Annotated in this window: 14 protein-coding genes; 4 read left to right on the top strand and 10 right to left on the bottom strand. The window is 68.8% G+C overall.

The genetic code is table 11. The features are described 5' to 3' along the window. Nucleotides 1-47 precede the first annotated feature (47 nt). Together MUY22_RS19080 and MUY22_RS19075 are read left to right on the top strand one after the other, a co-directional pair. Nucleotides 48-2,099 (top strand): type IIA DNA topoisomerase subunit B, encoded by a 2,052-nt coding sequence (locus MUY22_RS19080; protein ID WP_247061368.1) that lies wholly within the window; start codon nt 48-50, stop codon nt 2,097-2,099. Between the two features lie 29 nt (nt 2,100-2,128). After that, on the top strand, nt 2,129-5,917 hold the full coding sequence (locus MUY22_RS19075; protein WP_247061366.1) for a DNA topoisomerase (ATP-hydrolyzing): 3,789 nt from the start codon (nt 2,129-2,131) through the stop codon (nt 5,915-5,917). Between the two features lie 52 nt (nt 5,918-5,969). Here the strand turns inward: MUY22_RS19075 and MUY22_RS19070 are convergent, their stop codons facing one another. The 6 genes from MUY22_RS19070 to MUY22_RS19045 form a co-directional block, all read right to left on the bottom strand. Further along, the gene (locus MUY22_RS19070; protein WP_247061364.1) at nt 5,970-7,148 is read right to left on the bottom strand and encodes an acyl-CoA dehydrogenase family protein; all 1,179 of its coding nucleotides are present in this window, start codon (nt 7,146-7,148) and stop codon (nt 5,970-5,972) included. After that, the gene (locus tag MUY22_RS19065) at nt 7,145-8,014 is read right to left on the bottom strand and encodes an SDR family oxidoreductase (RefSeq protein WP_247061362.1); all 870 of its coding nucleotides are present in this window, start codon (nt 8,012-8,014) and stop codon (nt 7,145-7,147) included. Before MUY22_RS19065 ends, MUY22_RS19070 begins: the two co-directional genes overlap by 4 nt. Continuing rightward, nucleotides 8,014-8,853 carry a MaoC/PaaZ C-terminal domain-containing protein gene (locus tag MUY22_RS19060; protein WP_247061361.1) on the bottom strand — a complete coding sequence of 280 codons (840 nt, stop codon included), beginning with the start codon at nt 8,851-8,853 and terminating at the stop codon, nt 8,014-8,016. Before MUY22_RS19060 ends, MUY22_RS19065 begins: the two co-directional genes overlap by 1 nt. Further along, the gene (locus MUY22_RS19055; protein ID WP_247061360.1) at nt 8,850-9,281 is read right to left on the bottom strand and encodes an SRPBCC family protein; all 432 of its coding nucleotides are present in this window, start codon (nt 9,279-9,281) and stop codon (nt 8,850-8,852) included. The genes MUY22_RS19060 and MUY22_RS19055 overlap by 4 nt, the downstream gene beginning before the upstream one ends. A 7-nt stretch (nt 9,282-9,288) precedes the next feature. Next, on the bottom strand, nt 9,289-10,473 hold the full coding sequence (locus tag MUY22_RS19050; protein WP_247061359.1) for a lipid-transfer protein: 1,185 nt from the start codon (nt 10,471-10,473) through the stop codon (nt 9,289-9,291). A 97-nt stretch (nt 10,474-10,570) separates the two neighbouring features. Then, entirely contained in the window at nt 10,571-11,878 is a 1,308-nt protein-coding gene (locus tag MUY22_RS19045; RefSeq protein WP_247061358.1) for a family 1 glycosylhydrolase, read from the bottom strand. A gap of 131 nt (nt 11,879-12,009) precedes the next feature. Here MUY22_RS19045 and MUY22_RS19040 point away from each other — a divergent pair, with 131 nt between their 5' ends. Both MUY22_RS19040 and MUY22_RS19035 read left to right on the top strand, forming a co-directional pair. Next, a complete protein-coding gene (locus MUY22_RS19040) occupies nt 12,010-13,275 on the top strand; it encodes a PepSY domain-containing protein (RefSeq protein ID WP_247061357.1) in 1,266 nt (421 codons plus the stop codon). Next, nucleotides 13,272-13,616 (top strand): hypothetical protein, encoded by a 345-nt coding sequence (locus tag MUY22_RS19035; RefSeq protein ID WP_247061356.1) that lies wholly within the window; start codon nt 13,272-13,274, stop codon nt 13,614-13,616. Before MUY22_RS19040 ends, MUY22_RS19035 begins: the two co-directional genes overlap by 4 nt. 64 nt (nt 13,617-13,680) lie before the next feature. On the opposite strand, the gene MUY22_RS19030 is transcribed toward MUY22_RS19035, so the two are convergent. The 4 genes from MUY22_RS19030 to MUY22_RS19015 all read right to left on the bottom strand — a co-directional run bounded on the left by MUY22_RS19030 (nt 13,681) and on the right by MUY22_RS19015 (nt 18,004). Further along, a complete protein-coding gene (locus MUY22_RS19030) occupies nt 13,681-14,970 on the bottom strand; it encodes a ThuA domain-containing protein (protein WP_247061355.1) in 1,290 nt (429 codons plus the stop codon). A 31-nt stretch (nt 14,971-15,001) separates the two neighbouring features. Continuing rightward, nucleotides 15,002-16,828: a glycoside hydrolase family 3 N-terminal domain-containing protein gene (locus MUY22_RS19025; protein ID WP_247061353.1), complete on the bottom strand. Its 1,827-nt coding sequence runs from the start codon at nt 16,826-16,828 to the stop codon at nt 15,002-15,004. A 292-nt stretch (nt 16,829-17,120) separates the two neighbouring features. Then, nucleotides 17,121-17,624 carry a YbaB/EbfC family nucleoid-associated protein gene (locus MUY22_RS19020; protein ID WP_247061352.1) on the bottom strand — a complete coding sequence of 168 codons (504 nt, stop codon included), beginning with the start codon at nt 17,622-17,624 and terminating at the stop codon, nt 17,121-17,123. 5 nt (nt 17,625-17,629) lie between these two features. Then, on the bottom strand, nt 17,630-18,004 hold the full coding sequence (locus MUY22_RS19015) for a YbaB/EbfC family DNA-binding protein (RefSeq protein ID WP_247061350.1): 375 nt from the start codon (nt 18,002-18,004) through the stop codon (nt 17,630-17,632). Nucleotides 18,005-18,012 lie beyond the last annotated feature (8 nt).

Below are 18,012 nucleotides of genomic sequence, written 5' to 3'. Positions count from 1 at the left end.
CGCACCTCACCGAACCTTCGCGAGCCACGATCCGGGAGATTGACCCTGTGACTGCCGAGACCTTGTACGGGGCCGATGACCTGACGCATCTCGAGGGTCTCGAAGCCGTCCGCAAACGCCCCGGGATGTACATCGGCTCCACCGACAGCCGTGGTATCAACCACCTCTTCTCCGAGGTGGTGGACAACTCCACGGACGAAGGTGTCGCCGGGTACGCGACCAAGATCGTCGTCACCCTGCACGCCGACAGCAGCGTCCAGGTCGACGACGACGGCCGCGGCATCCCCACCGGCACGCACGCCAAGTCCGGTTTGTCCGGCGTCGAACTGGTCCTGACCCGGTTGCACGCCGGCGGCAAGTTCGGCGGCTCGGGCTACAAGACCTCCGGCGGCCTGCACGGCGTCGGCGCGTCGGCGGTCAACGCGCTGTCGCACCGCTTCGACGTCACCGTGAAGCAGGACGGCAAGGTCCACCAGATGTCGTTCAAGCACGGCGTCCCCGGCACCTTCGACGCGCCCGGCCCGAAGGCGAAGTTCACCCGCCGCTCCGGGCTGAACCTCGTCGGCAAGATGAAGCGCGGCGAGCGCGGCGGCACCTCGATCCGCTACTGGTACGACTCGCGGTACTTCGAGTCCGGCGCGGCGCTCGACGTCGAGGGCGTGCGGGCCAAGATGCGCAACACCGCGTTCCTCGTCCCGGGCGTCACGTACGTGCTGCGCACCGCCATCGAGGACACGATCAACGAGGAGACCTTCCACTTCCCGCACGGGCTGGTGGACATGGTCGACTTCCTCACCCCGTCGGGCGAGAAGCCGGTCTGCGGCACGCTGCTGATCACCGGCGAGGGCACCTACAAGGAGAACGCGGCGGACGCGGCGGGCGTCATGCAGTCCAATGTGGAGCGCCGCGCCGAGATCGAGGTGGCGCTGCGCTGGGGCACCGGCTACGAGCGCACGGTGGAGTGCTTCACCAACACGATCCGCAACGTGCACGGCGGCACGCACCGCCGTGGCTTCGACCGCGCGATGGCCAAGGCGCTGCAGGACGCCATCTCCAAGACCCGCGGGCTGCTCAAGCCCAAGGAGGACATGCCGACCATCGAGGACGTCCTCGAGGGCATGACCGCGGTGATCCACGTCCGGCTGCCGGAGCCGCAGTTCACGTCGCAGACCAAGGACGAGCTGTCCACCGCCGGCGCCACCCGCGTCATCCAGGGCATCGTCGACAAGCACGTCAAGGCCTGGACCGAGGACCGCAAGACCAAGTCCGAGGCGAAGGTCGTGCTGCAGAAGGTGGTCGACGCCTCCCGCGTCCGGCTCACCCAGAAGCAGCAGAAGGACGCCGCCCGGCGCAAGACCGCGCTGGAGGGCGCGGCGATGCCGCCGAAGCTGGTCGACTGCCGCACCACCGGCGTCTCGCGCAGCGAGCTGTTCCTGGTCGAGGGCGACAGCGCGCTCGGGTCGGCGCGGATGGCGCGCGTCTCGGAGTACCAGGCGCTGCTGCCGCTGCGGGGCAAGATCCTCAACGTCCAGAAGGCCTCGCTCGGCGACACGCTGAAGAACGCCGAGATCGCGTCGATCGTGCAGGTACTGGGCGCGGGCACCGGCCGCACGTTCGACCTGACGACCATGCGCTACGGCCGCGTCATCCTGATGGCGGACGCGGACGTCGACGGCTCGCACATCCGGACCCTGCTGATCACCCTGTTCGCCAAGTACATGCGCCCGGTGATCGAGGACGGCCGGCTGTACGCCGCGATGCCGCCGTTGCACAAGCTCGTCACCAAGGGCCGCAACCCGGAAACGCACTTCACCTTCACCCAGCAGGAGATGGAGTCGAAGTTCGCCCAGCTGGAGCGGGCGGGCAAGAGCATCGTCACGCCGGTCCCGCGGTTCAAGGGCCTCGGCGAGATGGACGCCGACGAGCTGTGGGACACCACGATGAACCCGTCCACCCGCTCGGTCCGCCGCATCACCATGGACGACGCCGACGCCGCCGAGGGCGCGCTGGAACTGCTGATGGGCGAGAAGGTCGAGCCCCGGCGCAACTGGCTGGTCGCCTCCTCGGACCGGATCGACCGCGACGCCATCGACGCTTGATATTTTCGTAGCTACCAAGGAGTTCTGCCGTGGCACGCCGCAAGGGCCCCACCACCAAGGTCGATCCCAGCGCGTTCGACTCCGCCGGTGCGAACGTCTTCGACAACTCGCTGAAGACGGAGATCGAAGACTCCTACCTGGAGTACGCGTATTCGGTCATCCACTCACGCGCCCTCCCGGACGCACGGGACGGCCTGAAGCCGGTGCACCGCCGGATCCTCTTTTCCATGCACGAGCAGGGTTACCGGCCCACGCACGCGTATGTGAAGTCGTCCCGCGTCGTCGGTGACTGCTTCGTCCGCGGCGCGCTGGTCTCGGCCCCGGACGGATTGCGGCCGATCGAGGAGATCGAGATCGGCGACCGGGTCCTCGACAGCCGGGGCCGAGCGGTTCCCGTCACCGAGGTCTACGAGAACCCGGTGTCCGACCTCGTGCGTATCACGTGGTCGAACGGGCACACGATGCTCGTGACGCCGGGCCAGCGGTTCCGGACCGTTGCCGAAGACTCGACGTTGACCTGGACGGACGCCCGCGATCTCACCGGACGGCTGACCGTCGCCTACGGGAACGCCCGCCGGGACGAGCGGCCGGCGGGCGGCGACCGCTACGCCTACCTCCTCGGCTTGATCACGGCCGAAGGGTTCGCGGTCGACCGCAACCGCGACGCGGACGGCCGGGTCCGGATCCACATGTGCGACGTCGAGCCGCTCGACGCGGTGTACGCATGGGCGACGGCCAACGGTCTGGGTGTGTCCCGGGGACACCGCGCCGCGGCGAAGCCGGAATGGCGCGACCAGCACATCCTCACCTTCTCCCGCCACGATGGTCTGCTCGCGGCCGGGAGCCCGCTCAGTGACGCGAAGGCCGTTCCGGCGGAGGTCCTCGCGGACCGGTCTTCGTGGGCGCCGTTCCTCGCCGGGATCTTCGACGGCGACGGTTACATCCGCAAGAACCACCGGGAGATCGTCTACGTCAGCACGAGCGAAACGCTCGTCCGGCAGGTCTACGCGATGCTCGCGGATCTGGGGATCCACGGTCACCACTGGTCCAACCAGAAGACCGATGGCCACAAGACCCTGCTCGGCCTGTCCGTCAGCGGATCGGACGCCGCCGCGCTGGCGCGCATCCTGCTGCCGTGGACCGAGATCGGCTACAAAAAGAGCGATCTGGAACGGCTCACGGAGATCGTCTACGGCTACGGCGGCAAGCAGGGCCACGACCGCCTGCCCGCCAAGGCGGTCATGGCCGAGTTCTCGGCCGCCCACGTCGGCGGCGGCTGGTTCCGCGACACCACCGGAACCGCGTTCCGGGCGTCGCTGTCCGCGGCGAGCGGAGCCAAGGTCCGTTACGGCAAGGACCGGCACGGCACCGCTCTCGCCGACCGCTCGTTCCCGCTCGGCCGCGCGTGCCAAGACGGCTGGATCGACAAGCTGCGCCGGATCGGCTCCCCGCTCGCCGACAACCTCGACGCGCTGAAGGGGTTCTCGTTCCTCGAAGTCGTTTCGGTCGAACCGGTCGCGGCGGACGTCACCTACGACATCCAGGTCGGCACCGACGATCACGAATTCACGGCCGAGGGTTTCGTCGTCCACAACTGCATGGGCAAGTACCACCCGCACGGTGACACGGCGATCTACGACGCGATGGTCCGCCTCGCACAGGACTTCTCGTTGAACGCGCCGCTCATCGACGGGCACGGAAACTTCGGCTCACCGGACGACGGCCCGGCTGCTTCGCGTTATACCGAAGCACGCATGTCGCCCGAAGCCATGCAGCTCGTCGGTGAGCTCGGTGAGGACACCGTCGACTTCCGGCCCAACTACGACGGCTCGCTCGAAGAGCCGACCGTGCTGCCCGCGGCGTTCCCGAACCTGCTGGTCAACGGCACGTCCGGGATCGCGGTCGGGATGGCGACCAACATGATCCCGCACAACCTCGGTGAGGTCGTCGCGGCGGCGCGGTGGCTGATCACGCACCCGACCGCGACGCTCGACAAGCTGATGGAGTTCGTCCCCGGCCCCGACCTGCCCACCGGCGGCAAGCTGCTGGGCCTCGACGAGGTGCGCCGCGCGTACGAGACCGGCCGCGGCGTCGTCCGGATGCGCGCGAACGTCGAGACCGGGCCGCTCGAAGGCAGCCGGGGGCGGCAGGCGATCACCGTCACCGAGCTGCCCTACGGCGTCGGCCCGGAGAAGGTGATCGAGAAGATCACCGACGAGGTCAACAAGTCCAAGCGGCTCACCGGCATCGCCGACGTCAAGGACCTCACCGACCGCGAGAACGGCACCCGGCTGGTCATCGAGTGCAAGGTCGGCGTCAACCCGCAGGCCCTGCTGGCCGACCTCTACCGGCTCACGCCGCTGGAGCAGTCGTTCGGCATCAACAACCTCGTCCTCGTCGACGGCCAGCCGCAGACCCTGGGCCTCAAGGAGCTGCTGGAGGTCTTCCTCCGGCACCGCTACGAGGTCGTCACGCGGCGCACGAAGTATCGGCGCCGCAAGCGCGAAGAGCGGCTGCACCTGGTCGACGGCCTGCTGATCGCCCTGCTCAACATCGACAAGGTGATCAAGCTCATCCGCGAGAGCGACAACGCGCAGGCCGCGAAAGACGGCCTGATGTCGCGCTTCAAGCTCTCCGAGATCCAGGCGACCTACATCCTCGACACCCCGCTGCGCCGGCTGACCAAGTACGACCGCATCGAGCTGGAGTCCGAGCAGGAGCGGCTGCGCGAGGAGATCGCGGAGCTGACGAAGATCCTCGACGACGAGTCCGTGCTCAAGAAGCTCGTCTCGTCTGAGCTGGCGAAGATCGCGAAGGACTTCCCGACCGAGCGCCGCACCGCCCTGATCGACGGCGACCTGAAGGAGGTCCTGGCCGCGTCGAAGCCGTCCGGGCCGCTGGAGGTCGAGGACGACCCGTGTCAGGTGATCCTGTCGGCGACCGGCCTGGTCGCGCGCACGGCGGCGGAGTCCGAGGAGTCGACGGAGACACGCCGGCGCAACGGCCGTGTGAAGCACGACGCCGTCGCGGCGGTGGTCCACACGACCGCGCGCGGCCAGGTCTTGCTGGTGACGAGCCGCGGCCGGGCGTTCAAGACGGACGTGCTGCCGTTGCCGGTGCTGCCGGAGCAAGCGGGCACGGTCTCCCTGCGCGGCGGCATGGCGGCTCGCGAGCTGGTCCCGCTGGAGAAGGGCGAGACGGTCGTCGGCATCGCGCCGCTGGGCGAGCAGGCGGCAGGATCGCCGGGCCTGGCGCTGGGCACGCGCGCGGGCGTCGTGAAGGTGTGTTCGCCGGAGTGGCCGGTCCGCTCGGACGAGTTCGAAGTGATCAGCCTGAAGGACGGCGACGAGGTCGTCGGCGCGACGTGGCTCCGCGACGGCTCGGAGATGCTGGCGTTCCTGACGTCGGAGGCCTCGCTGCTGAAGTACGCGGCGTCGCTGGTCCGCCCCCAGGGCCTGAAGGGCGGCGGTATGGCGGGCATCAACGTCGGCGCGGGCGCGGCGGTGTTCTTCGGAGCGCTCCGCACGGATGACGACGAGCACGGCGAGCCGATGGTGATCACGGCGACGGGCGTCAGCGTCAAGGTGACGCCGTTCAGCGAGTACCCGGCCAAGGGCCGAGCCACGGGCGGCGTCAGGGCCCAGCGGTTCTTGAAGGGCGAGACAGAGCTGAGGGTGGCCTGGATCGGCCCACGCCCGGCCGGTTCGGCCCGCAACGGCGACCCGGTGGAGCTACCGGAGGTGGACGTCCGCCGCGACGGCTCGGGCCACGCGCACCCGGGCCCGGACGTAGTGGGTCACCTCATCGAGCGCGACTGACGGTCGTGAGTGAGAAACAGTGTCAGAACACTGTTTCTCACTCACGACCCCGTTAGGCCAGCAGGGCCTTCGCGATGTGGGTCACCTGGATCTCGTTGCTCCCCGCGTAGATCATCAGCGACTTCGCGTCCCGGGCCAGTTGCTCCACCCGGTACTCCGCCATGTAGCCGTTGCCGCCGAACAGCTGCACCGCTTCCATCGCCACCTCCGTCGCGGCCTCCGACGAGTACAGCTTCATCGCCGACGCCTCCGCCAGCGATGGGCGCTTGCCGGCCCGCAGCTTGGCCACCGTCTGGAACACCATGTTCTGGACGTTCAGCCGCGCCACCTCCATCTTCGCCAGCTTCAGCTGGATCAGCTGGAAGCGGCCGATCTCCTGACCCCACAGTTTCCGCGACTTCGCGTAGTCGATGCACAGCCGCTGGCACTCGTTGATGATCCCGAGCGACAGCGCCGCCACGCCGACGCGCTCCGCCGCGAAACTCTCCCGTGCGCCTTCGGAACCGGACGACGACAGCAGCCGATCGGGGCCGAGGCGGACGTCGTCGAAGAACAGTTCGCCCGTCGGGGACGACATCATGCCCATCTTCTTGAACGCCTTGCCCTGCACGAAGCCCGGCATGCCGCGATCCAGCACGAAGGCGAGCACCGGCCGGTCCCGCGGCGGTGACCCGTCGTCCAGCTTCGCGTAGACCACCGCGATATCCGCAAAAGGGCCGTTCGTGATGAACGTCTTCTGGCCGTTCAGGACGTACTCGTCGCCGTCGAGCCGCACGGACGTCCGCATGCCGCCGAACGCGTCCGAGCCGGAATCCGGCTCGGTGATCGCCCACGCGCCGATCTTCTCGAACGTCGCCAAGCCCGGCAGCCAACGCTCTTTCTGCGCCTGGGAACCCTTCGACAGGATCGTCGCCGCGGTCAGGCCCAGCGACACGCCCAGCGACGCCACGATGCCCAGGCTCACCCCGGCCAGCTCGCTGATCGCGATCAGCGCCAGCGTCTCCTGACCGCCCATCGAGGAAGACGAACCAGCAGACGAAGGCGACAAGACCCGGGAGACCGCCTCTGCGGCGAGAACATCCAGCCCGAACGCCTTGAACAGCTTCCGGATGATGTCGTACGGCGGCAGCTGACCGCTCTCGAGCGCGTCCAGCTGAGGACGGATCTCCTTCGCGATGAACTCGCGGATCGAGTCGCGGACCAGCAGGTCCGTCTCGGACCACTCGATCACGGCAGCCTCGTCGCGATGTCGTCGATCCCCCACGGGCCTTCCGTCTCGATCACCTTGACGTCGTGCCAGCCCGCCAGTTCCGAGATCGCGCCGCCCTGGACCGCGAACACCTTCCCCGTCAAAGCGCACTTTTCAGACGCCAGATAGGCCACCAGCGGCGAGATGTTCGCCGGCGAGAACGCGTCGAACTCGTCTTCGGCAACCGGTGCCGCGAAGATCGCGCCCATCCCCGGGGTCGCCAGCGTCAGCCGCGTCCGGGCGATCGGGGCGATGGCGTTGACGCGCACGCCGTAGCGCTCCAGCTCGGCCGCCGCCACCAGCGTCATCGCGGCGATGCCCGCCTTCGCCGCGCCGTAGTTGACCTGGCCCGCGTTCGGCAGCGTCACTCCGGACGCCGACGCCGTGTTGACCACCGCCGCCGCGACCGGCGCACCCGCCTTCGACTGCGCTTTCCAGTACGCCGCCGCGTGGTGCAGCACCGCCGCGTGGCCCTTGAGGTGCACCGCGATGACGTCGTCCCACTGCTGCTCGGTGATCCCGGCGACGAACGCGTCGCGCAGGATGCCCGCGTTGTTCACCACGACGTCGAGCCGGCCGAACTCCGCGACCGCCTGCTCGACCAGCTCCGACGCGCCCGCCCACGACGTCACGCTCGACGTGTTGGCCACCGCCTCCCCGCCCAGCGCGCGGATCTCCGCGACGACGTCGGACGCGGGCCCGGCGGAAGCGCCGCTCCCGTCGTTGTCACCGCCGAGGTCGTTGACGACCACTCGCGCGCCTTCGCGGGCGAACAGCAGCGCGTGCTCCCGTCCGATCCCGCGGCCCGCGCCGGTGATCAGCGCGACGCGCCCGTCGAGTGCACCCATCAGTGGTCTCCGATCTCGGCGAAGCCGTCCTTGACGACGACCTTGTCCCCTACGGTGGTCTCGAAGGCGTAAGCACCAGGACCCGCCGGCCAGATCGACGTCGAGAGGTCCTGCCCGGGCAGGACCGGCGACGCGAACCGCACGGCCAGCCGCCGCAGTCTGTCCACATCGGACCCGGCGACCTCGGTCAGCACCGCCCACGACGTGAACGCCATGGTGCAGAGCCCGTGCGCGATGATCCCCGGCAATCCGGCGGCCCGCGCGACGTCCTCGTCGAGGTGGATCGGCATCGGGTCGCCGGCGGCCGGGCCGTAGCGGAACGTCTGGTCGTCGTCGACGTGCTGGCTGACCTTCGCCACCGGCGACTGCGAGCGCAACGAGTCGTCGAACCGGTGCGAAGGTCCGAGCGAACCTTCCTTCGAACCGGTGTCGAAGCCGCGCACGAAGAACGTCACGTACTGCTCGTTCACCAGTTCGCCGGAAACGGAACGGCACTCGAGGTAGACCGTCGCGCGCGTCCCCTTCGGCAGCCCCTCGTAGCCGGTCATCTTGGCCCGCGACACCAGCGCGTCACCGGGCCGGATCGGGCGGTGGAACCGGAAGTCCTGCTCGCCGTGCAGCACCTTGCCGAACAGCGACGTCGGCACCACTTCCAGCGCCGGTTCCAGCAGTGACTGGAACACCGGCACGATCGCGAACACCGGGCTCGCGACGTCGCCGGCGCGGTGGGCGGGGATCGGGTCGTTGGTCGCCAAGGCGTATTCGACGAGCCGTTCGCGCGTGACGTCGAAGGAGACGGGGTCGGTCCACTTGTCCAGCCCGGTGGCGTCGAACTTCATGCGACCAGGGCCTTGAACTTGCCGAGGGACTCGTCGAGGTTCTTCTTGCCGTCCTTCTCGACGGCCTTGCCGAGCGCGCCGACGATCATCTGGCCGGTGAACTCGGCGTCGATCGAAGCCACCGAGCCCGGGCCGGCCGCCGCGACCGACAGCGAGAACCGGATCTTCACCCCGGCCATCCCGGTCCCGGAGATGACCAGCCGGTGCGGCGCCTCGTAAGCGTCGACGGTCCAGGTGATCGTGTTCGCCATGCCGAGCATCGTGACGACCTCGGACACCTGGGCGCCCGGCGCGAACTCGGCGGGCACGTCGCCCTTCCACTTGGTGTGGATGGTCAGCCACTTCTCGAAGTTGTTCGGGTTCGAGAACTCCGCCCACACCTTGTCCGGCGTGGCGGGCAGTTCGACGGACGCGGTGATCTGACCCATGTTTCTCCTAAGCTCGCTGGTAGGCGGTGACGACGGCGGCGCCACCGAGTCCGATGTTGTGCTGCAGTGCGGCTTGCACGCCGTCGACCTGCCGGTTGCCGGCGTCGCCGCGCAGCTGCCAGGTCAGTTCGGCGCACTGGGCGAGGCCGGTCGCGCCGAGCGGGTGGCCCTTGGAGATCAGCCCGCCGGACGGGTTGACCACCCACTTGCCGCCGTACGTCGTGGCCCCCGCGTCGACGAGCGTTCCGCCTTCGCCCTCTTCACAGAGCCCGAGCGCTTCGTACGTCAGGAGTTCGTTGGCGGAGAAGCAGTCGTGCAGCTCGATGACCTGGAAGTCGGCGGGTCCGAGCCCGGCCTGGTCGTACACCTTCAACGCGGCTTGGCGCGTCATGTCGTAGCCGACGATGTTCTTCGCGCTGCCGTCGAAGGTGCTGCGGAAGTCGGTGGTCATGGCCTGCCCGACGATCTCGACGGCCCGCTCGGCCAGGCCGTTCGTCTCGACGAAGGCCTCGCTCGCGAGGATCGCCGCGCCGGAGCCGTCGGACGTCGGCGAGCACTGCAGCTTGGTCAGCGGGTCGTAGATCATCCGGGACGCGAGGATGTCGTCGAGCGAGTAGACGTCCTGGAACTGCGCGTACGGGTTGTTCACCGAGTGCCGGTGGTTCTTCTCGCCGATCTTGGCGAAGTGCTCGGCGGTCGTGCCGTACGCCTTCATGTGCTCGCGGCCGGCGGCGCCGAACATCCACGGCGCGGGCGGGAACAGCACCTCGGAGATCTCGGCGAGCGCCTGCATGTGGTGGCCCATCGGCTGTTCGCGGTCGTCGAAGGTCGACCCGAGCGAACCCGGCTTCATCTTCTCGAAGCCCAGCGCCAGCACGCAGTCCGCGCGGCCGCCGCGAATCGCCTCCGCGGCCAGGTACAGCGCGGTCGAGCCGGTGGAGCAGTTGTTGTTGACGTTGAGCACCGGGATCCCGGTCATCCCCAGCTCGTACACCGCACGCTGCCCGGACGTCGACTCGCCGTAGACGTACCCGACGTAGGCCTGCTCGACGGCGTCGTACCCGAGCCCGGCGTCCGCCAGCGCGTGGGTCCCGGACTCCTTCGCCATCTGCGGGTAGTCCCAGTTCTCACGCCGGCCCGGCTTCTCGAACTTCGTCATCCCGACGCCGACGACGTACACCTTGTTCGCCATGCAACAAACATACAGACCGGCATGTATTTATCAAGCCCGGAAGCCGCATCTTTCCTAGCGAAAGCTCCGGCTTTTGGGGCTGAAGTGACAGGTGAGGTCAGCCCAGCTGGGCCAGCGGGCCCGGGTAGCGGGCCGGGTCGAGGCAGCTGCCCAGGCCGTCGACGACCGAGCAGAAGCCCGGCGGCCGGACCGGCGTGTAGCCCGCCGGGACGCCGTGGTCCGCGATCAGCTGCCGGTACGTCGTGACCGCGTCCGTCGGACGCCGGGTCAGCGACGGATCGGTGGCGGCGTCCACTGTGTACAGACCGAAGCGGGGCTGGTAGCTGCCCCACTCGTAGTTGTCCGTGAGGCTCCAGTAGTTGTAGCCGATCACGTTCATGCCGTCGGCCTTCGCGCGCTGCACCCAGTAGATGTGGTCGCGCAGGTGGTCCGAGCGCGTGTAGCCGTCCGGCCGCGCGTTGCCGTTGTCGGTCGGCATGCCGTTCTCGACGACGTAGAGCGGCAGCCCCGGGAACTTCCGCGCGTAGTACCGCAGCGCGTAGTAGATCCCGTCCGGCTGCGGCATCACCTTCCAGAACTCGCCGCTCGCCGCGTGGATCGCGCTGAGGTTGTCGAGGCTCGCGCCGTAGTAGTAGTCCAGGCCGGCGAAGTCGAGCTTGTCGCGCACCTGGTCCAGGAACGACGCGTCCAGCACACCCTGCACCGCCGGGACGTACGCGGTGTTGCTGGAGACGAGCGCGCCCGGGTCGAGCTGGTGGATCAGGTCGTACGCGGCGCGGTGGACGCGCACCAGCCGGGCCTGCGCCCACGGCAGCTTCCACCCGGCGAGCCCGCCGTTCGCGGTCTCGTTCTGCAGGTAGACGGTCGGCTCGTTGATCGTGATCCACAGCGCGCCGAGGCCCTTGTAGCGGTCGACGACGCGGCGGGCGTTGACGAGCCAGGCGTCGACCGTGCGGTCGCTGTCCCAGCCGCCCTGGTCGGCGACCCAGCCGGGGTAGACCCAGTGGTCGAGGGTGATCATCGGCCGCATCCCGGCGTCGAGGACGTGCCGGACGACGTCGTCGTAGTACGCCAGCTCGCCCTGGTCGACCTGCCCGGGCCGCGGTTCGATCCGGGCCCACTCGACGCTGAAGCGGAACACGTTCACGCCCAGCTGCTTCGCGCGGTCGATGTCCGCGACGTAGTTGTGCCGGAAGTCGACGGACTCGCGGTAGGGCTCCTTGATCGACGACGTCTTCGCCTGCTCGTAGCGACGCCAGTTGCTGTCGGGCGCCGAACCCTCGGCTTGGTAGCCCGAGGTCGCGACGCCCCAGAAGAACGGCTGGGTGACAGCCACCGCGGGGGACACCCCCGCGACGAGACCCGCGAGCACCGCCAGGACCACGAGGACCGCACTGCGCCGCATCGCTCCCCCATTCATGAAGGAGCTTCATGTTAGCGGCGCGGTGACTCGCCGCACATCCACCGAAGGACGGAAGACAACGGAAGTAAAGCAAGGCTAACCTCACTTCGATCTTCACCGAGCAGAAGGACGTCATGACCGCCGAAGCACCCACGCTGACCAGGACCGTTCCGCCGCGACGCGCGGTCCGGCGCTGGTACCGGCGCAAGCCCGTGCGGCGCGCGCTGGTCGTCACGCACCGGTGGACGTCGCTCGTGCTCGGCCTGCTGCTGGTCCTCGAGACCACCTCCGGCGTCATCCTGCTCTACCGCGCCGAGTACTTCCGGGCCACGCACGGCGACTTCTACGCGCACACCGGCAGCGCGCGCCCGCTCGGCCTGCAGCAGGCGCGTGACCTGGTCCGCCAGGCCCACCCGGAGTTCGCCGCGGCCTGGGTCAGCGCCGACGGCGGGATCATCGCCGTCGGCGACACCGGCTACACCACCGCCTACGCCGTCGACCCCGGCAGCGGGCGGATCACCGGGCCGCAGCAGCTCGACGACGGCGTCATGGGCTGGCTGACGAACCTGCACGACTGCGCGTTCACCTGCAAGGACGACCCGGGGTACGTGTCGTGGCTGGCCGCGCCGGTGCCGTCGATCGGCTTCGACTGGCCGGCCGGGACGAACTGGGGACTGCTGCTCCTGGTCGTGCTCGGGCTGCTGATGATCCTGCTGGCGATCACCGGGATCGTCGTCTGGTGGCCGGGTTTCAAGAAGTTCTCGCACGGCTTCCGCGTCCGGCTCGGCAAGGGCCGCTTCGCCCGCGACTACGACCTGCACAACGTGATCGGCCTCGTGTCGGTGCCGTTCGTGCTGATGTGGGGCGTCACCGGCGCCGCGTTCTACCTGCCGCCGGTGGAAAGCGCGTGGCTCGCGATCACCGGCGGCACCACGGCGGACGAGGCGAAGTACAGCTTCACGGCGAACCCGGCCGCGCCCGGCACGCCGGAGATCGGCATCGACCAGGCGTCTTCGGCCGCTTTGGCCGCGTCCCCCGGCACCGTCCGCTACCTCGTGCCGCCGTCCGAAGGCACCGACTACTACTCGGTGTCGATCGCGGATGACGGCTACCAGCCGTACGGCGCCCGCGCGTTCTTCGGCGGCGACCGCACGGTGTACGTCGACAGCCACGACGTCACTCACGTGTCCTCTGTGGACGCCGCGCCGGAGCCGGCCGCGAACCGCTTCTACAGCAAAGTGTTCGAGGCCGCGCACTTCGGCTGGCTGGTCGACGGCTGGTGGCGGCTCGTCTGGGTCGTCCTCGGTCTGGCGCCCTTGGCGTTGATGCTCACGGGCATCTCGACGTGGCTCTTCCGCCTCGGCACGAAACGCCGTCGCCGCAAAGCGCGCCGGGCGTGATCGAGCCCCTGGCCTTCGCCACGACGGCGCTCTGCTTGCTGTCCGGCCTGACGGCCCTGGTCGTGAGCGCGACGGGCCGCTACCGCTGGCCACCCTGGCGCCCGCTGGCCGTCCTGATCGAACTGGCCCTGCTGGCGCAAGCGATCGCAGGCCTGGCGTCCACTCACCACCCAGCGGAACCCGGCACGCACGTGGCCTACCTGCTCACCTCACTGGCGGTCCTCCCCGCCGCCCTGGCGTGGGGCGCCCGCGACGCCACCCGCTCGGCAGGCGCACTCCTCGCTGTCGCACTACTCACCCTGGCCGTCGTAGTGATCCGCCTCCAGACGACCTGGCGCTGAAAGCCGTGAATGCCACATTGAGGGACACTACGTCCCTCAATGTGGCATTCACGGACCTTCCCCTCTAGCCGACCTTGAACGACTGCGCGGCGCTGCCGTTGCAGGTCGCCTGGACCAGCTGGACACTGTCCGCTGTGGACGATCCCGGCACGGTCAGGCACTTGCCGGTGTGACGGACGGCGAAGTGGTAGTAGCCACTGCCTTCCGACACCGGCTGCCACTGCTGGTTGTTGCCGCCGCCGTAGGCCCACAGCTGCAGGCCGGCGTTGTCGGTCGTCGCCACGTTGGCGACGTCGATGACCTGCGCCGGGTTGATCCGGTTGTTGATCCGGTCGTACCCGCCGCTGGTCGGGGCGAACTGGAACTGCTGCGCCGTGGTGGCGTTGCAGGTGTACTGCTGGATCACGGTGCCGTTGGCGCCGGCCGCGGCCCGCGCGTCGACGCACTTGCCGTTCGCCTTGTTCGACACGGCGTACCAGGCCGACGGGTCGATCGTGCCGTCCGGCGGCGGGGTGGTCGTGCCGCCGCCACCGAGCCACTTCAGGCCGTCGAGCAGGAAGCGGTTCTGGTCGGCGCTTTCGAACGTCGAGGACAGCGCGGTGTTCGTGTCGTAGTTCATCGCGTTGTGGCCGAAGTTCGAGTAGATCATCTTGTAGTTCTTGTTGGTCCACGAGATCGGGTAGTACCCGCTGTACCAGGTCTGGCTCGGGTCGGTGCCGATCGGGAACGTGGACTGGTCCATCGACGCCAGGATGGTGATGTTGCTGTTCTGGCGCAGGTCGTTCTGCCAGGCGTACCACTCGGACGTCGACGACTTGATCGTCGCCGGCAGGTTCACCGTCGACGGGTGGGTGCGGTTCTCGATCTTCAGCGTCTCCGGCGTCGGGCCCCACGTGTTCGTGGTGAACCGGCCGGTGCCGAGGAAGTCGTTGTGGAACCAGTTGGCGTACGACGGCGTGCTGCTGTCGTTGTAGGCCGTGACGTGGAAGCCGTAGAACCCGCCGCCCGCCTGCATGTACCGCTGGAAGCCCTGGAACTGCGCCTGCGACTGCGGCTGGTCGTCCAGGAACATGACCACCTGGTACTGGTCGGGCGTGATGGACGTCAGCTGGTTCCAGTTGGTCGTCGAGGTGTAGGTGAAGCCGTTGGCCGCCGCCTGCTGCGGGAACCAGACGTTGGCTTCCTTTTCGAAGCTGATGTGCGCGGCGTCGTAGGTGCCGCTGTAGAAGGCGAGCACCTTGAACGGCGTCGCGGCGTGGGCGACCGGCGCGGCCGGGCCGCCGAGGCTGAGCCCCAGCAAGACGGCGAAGAACGCCAATATCCGGATCAGCGGGCGGCGGGTTCTGGACGGCATACGTGTTCCTTCCGGTGGGGGCGGGGACCGATCACCAATGGCGCGGGTAGTGGAGGCCGTAGCCGAACGGGAACAGCGCGGGCTGGCCGTCGCCGACGTTGATCGGCTGCTGGCCGGCGCTGCGCATCCAGGTCACCGGCAGCTTCCCGGTCGGGTTGTAGCCGCCGAAGAGGACGTCGGCCACGCCCTGGCCCTCGCTGCCCGGCAGCCACGACTCGACGAGCCCGGCCCAGTCCCCCACCTGCGCCGCGATGTCGAGCGGCCGCCCGGACACCAGCACGACGACCGTCGGCACGCCGGAGTCCTTCAGCTTCTGCAGCGTCGCGAGGTCCGTGTCGTCCAGGTCCATCCCTTGTGGACGGTCGCCCTTCGTTTCGGCGTAAGGCGTTTCTCCCACGACGGCGACGGCCACGTCGTAGCTCTGGTCGATCCCGGTGCCGTCCTTGGCGTAGGTCACCTTCGAGGAGCTGCTCTTGATGCCCTGGAGGATCGTGGTGCCGGGGATGACCGGGCCACTGGTGCCCTGCCAGCCGACCGTCCAGCCGCCGGACTGGTTGCCCATGTCGTCGGCACTCTTGCCGGCGACGAAGATCTTGTCCCGCTTGGAAAGCGGCAGCACGTGGTGGTCGTTCTTCAGCAGCACCTGGGATTCGCGGACGGCCTGGCGCGCCAGGTCGCGGTGTTCCTTGCTGCCGATGGTCTTCAGGAACCGCCGGTCGGTCAGCGGGTGCTCGAACAGGCCGAGCTCGAACTTCTTGGTGAGGATGCGGCGGTTCGCGTCGTCGATGCGCGACAGCGGCACGCGGCCCTGCTGCACCAGCGTGCGGAGCGTGTCGATGAACTTCTGCCAGTCGTAGGGCACCATCACCATGTCGATGCCGGCGTTGATCGACGCCTCGACCTCTTCCGGCGTGAAGCCGGTCTTGCCGTCGATCTTGTCGACGCCGTTGTAGTCCGAGACGACGATCCCCTTGAAGCCCAGCTCCTTCTTGAGGACGTCGTTGATCAGGTACGAGCCGGCGTGCATCTTGACGCCGTTCCAGCTGCTGTAGGAGATCATCACCGAACCGACCCCGCGGTCGACGGCGGCCTTGAACGGCGGCAGGTGGATCGCGCGCAGCTCCTGCTCGCTGATCTCGGTGTTGCCCTCGTTGACGCCGCCGGTGGTGCCGCCGTCGCCGACGTAGTGCTTGGCGGTGGCCATGACCGAACCGGGCTGGTCGAGGCCCTTTCCTTGCAGGCCGGTGATGACCGTCGACATCTCGGTGGCCAGCTGCGGGACCTCGCCGAACGACTCGTAGGTGCGGCCCCAGCGGTCGTCGCGGGCGACGCACAGGCAGGGCGCGAAGTCCCAGTCGATGCCGGTGCCGGAGACCTCTTCCGCGGTGGCGCGCCCGATCTTCTGGACCAGCTGCGGATCGCGGGACGCGCCGAGGCCGATGTTGTGCGGGAAGACGGTCGCGCCGTAGACGCCGTTGTGGCCGTGGACGGCGTCGACGCCGTAGATCAGCGGGATGCCGAGCGGGGTGGCGAGCGCGGCTTTCTGGAAGCCGTCGTACATGTCGGCCCAGGTGACGGGCGTGTTCGGTGTCGGCTGCGAGCTGCCACCGGAGAGCAGCGAGCCGAGCCGCCCGGTGGTGACGTCGGCCGGCGACTTCACGCCGAGGCGTTCGGCCTGCATCATCTGCCCGAGCTTGTCGTCGAGCGACATCCGGCCGAGCAGATCGGCCACCCGGACCTTGACCGGCCGCCAAGAGTCCTTGTAAGCCGGGCCGTTCCCGGCGAGGGCCGGGGTTTCCGACGTCACCAGGAGCCCGAGGGCCAGCGCGCCGATACCCAGTCTGCGTCCGAGACCCATCCGGGTCCTCCTCGTCGAGAGACCGAAATTCACGCCTTGAATTAAGACACAGGCTTTCGACGTTGGTCCAGACCTCTGAGCGAACTCGGTTGCCACTGAGCGGGATTGCGCTTCACCGCTCAGCTGGCCCGACCCCAAACGCCCCAATGTGGCGTTGGGTGCATCTGACGCACCCAATGTGGCGTTCGGTGCGTCCAACGCACCCAACGCCACATTGGGGCGCTCTGGCCGAGCCCACCGAAACTGTCAGTGGCCGGCGGTAGCGTGGAAAACGGGGGCTGCTCAGTGCCGGTCAGCGGTCCGAACGCAGCGAAGCCGGGTCGAACGTGTCCCAGTACGCGTCTTCCTCTTCGACGCTCGAAACCGGCGCCGGAGCAGCGGGAGCGGCGGGCGCGGAACCCAGGCGTTCCTCCCGCAGCCGCTGGAACTCCTCGACCGTCATGCCCGGGTCGTCGTCCTCGGCCCGGGCCGGGGCGGGCATGCCCGTCATCTGCTCGATCATGAACGTCATGTCCTCGCCCAGCAGCAGCGCGACCTTGTTGTAGCCGTCCTGGGTCGCCTCGCGCATGGCTGCCCGGGCGATCTCCACCACCAGCGGACCCAGGCGCTCGCCCAGGTTCACCGCGGACGGCGCCAGCCACAGCCGCAGGAGCTTGCCGCGGCCGTCGACCGTCGCCTCGACCTGGCCGTCGTGGTCGTGGGCCGTGCCGGACGCCGATGCGAGCAGCTCGTCCACCTTCGCCAGCGCCTCTTCGCGCGCCCGGGCCTGGGAAATCAGCTGACGCGTCGTGGGCATCGCGCTCACCTTCCGTAGGAGACGGACTCGGCGTCCGGGTCGTCGTCCGGGATCGGCTCGTAGCCGAGCGCCTCGAGCTGTGACGCGTCCACGACCGGCGCCAGCGCGTGGTACATCTTGTCGCCCGCGCGGCGGGTCGCGCGCTGGGCCAGCTCGACGATCTGGTCCGCGAGCACCGCCGACCCGTGCCGCAGCGCGGACCGGTGGATCGTCAGGCCGGTCAGCAGCCCGCCCGGCGCGACCTGGACCTCGATGGAGTCGGTCGACGCCTTGCCCACCACCGGACCCGAGCGCTCGAAGCGCGCGGCAGCGTCCGCGTCTGCCCGGTCCGCCTGTTCGGAGACGCGGGCCGCCGCCAGGTCCATGTCGAAGTCAGCCACGATGCGAA

The organism is Amycolatopsis sp. WQ 127309 (assembly GCF_023023025.1).
Classification (GTDB): Bacteria; Actinomycetota; Actinomycetes; order Mycobacteriales; family Pseudonocardiaceae; genus Amycolatopsis.
The sequence above is the reverse complement of the archived record's forward strand: the minus strand, read 5'-3'. Positions and strand labels throughout refer to the sequence as shown.

Bases quoted from the DNA above. Each gene is read 5' to 3' on its own strand.
- MUY22_RS19060 (WP_247061361.1), bottom strand. From the start codon at position 8,853: ATGAAGTTCGACGCCACCGGGCTGGACAAGTGGACCGACCCCGTCTCC.
- MUY22_RS19040 (WP_247061357.1), top strand. From the start codon at position 12,010: ATGACCGCCGAAGCACCCACGCTGACCAGGACCGTTCCGCCGCGACGC.
- MUY22_RS19065 (WP_247061362.1), bottom strand. From the start codon at position 8,014: ATGGGTGCACTCGACGGGCGCGTCGCGCTGATCACCGGCGCGGGCCGC.
- MUY22_RS19025 (WP_247061353.1), bottom strand. From the start codon at position 16,828: ATGGGTCTCGGACGCAGACTGGGTATCGGCGCGCTGGCCCTCGGGCTC.
- MUY22_RS19030 (WP_247061355.1), bottom strand. From the start codon at position 14,970: ATGCCGTCCAGAACCCGCCGCCCGCTGATCCGGATATTGGCGTTCTTC.
- MUY22_RS19045 (WP_247061358.1), bottom strand. From the start codon at position 11,878: ATGCGGCGCAGTGCGGTCCTCGTGGTCCTGGCGGTGCTCGCGGGTCTC.
- MUY22_RS19055 (WP_247061360.1), bottom strand. From the start codon at position 9,281: ATGGGTCAGATCACCGCGTCCGTCGAACTGCCCGCCACGCCGGACAAG.
- MUY22_RS19050 (WP_247061359.1), bottom strand. From the start codon at position 10,473: ATGGCGAACAAGGTGTACGTCGTCGGCGTCGGGATGACGAAGTTCGAG.
- MUY22_RS19020 (WP_247061352.1), bottom strand. From the start codon at position 17,624: ATGCCCACGACGCGTCAGCTGATTTCCCAGGCCCGGGCGCGCGAAGAG.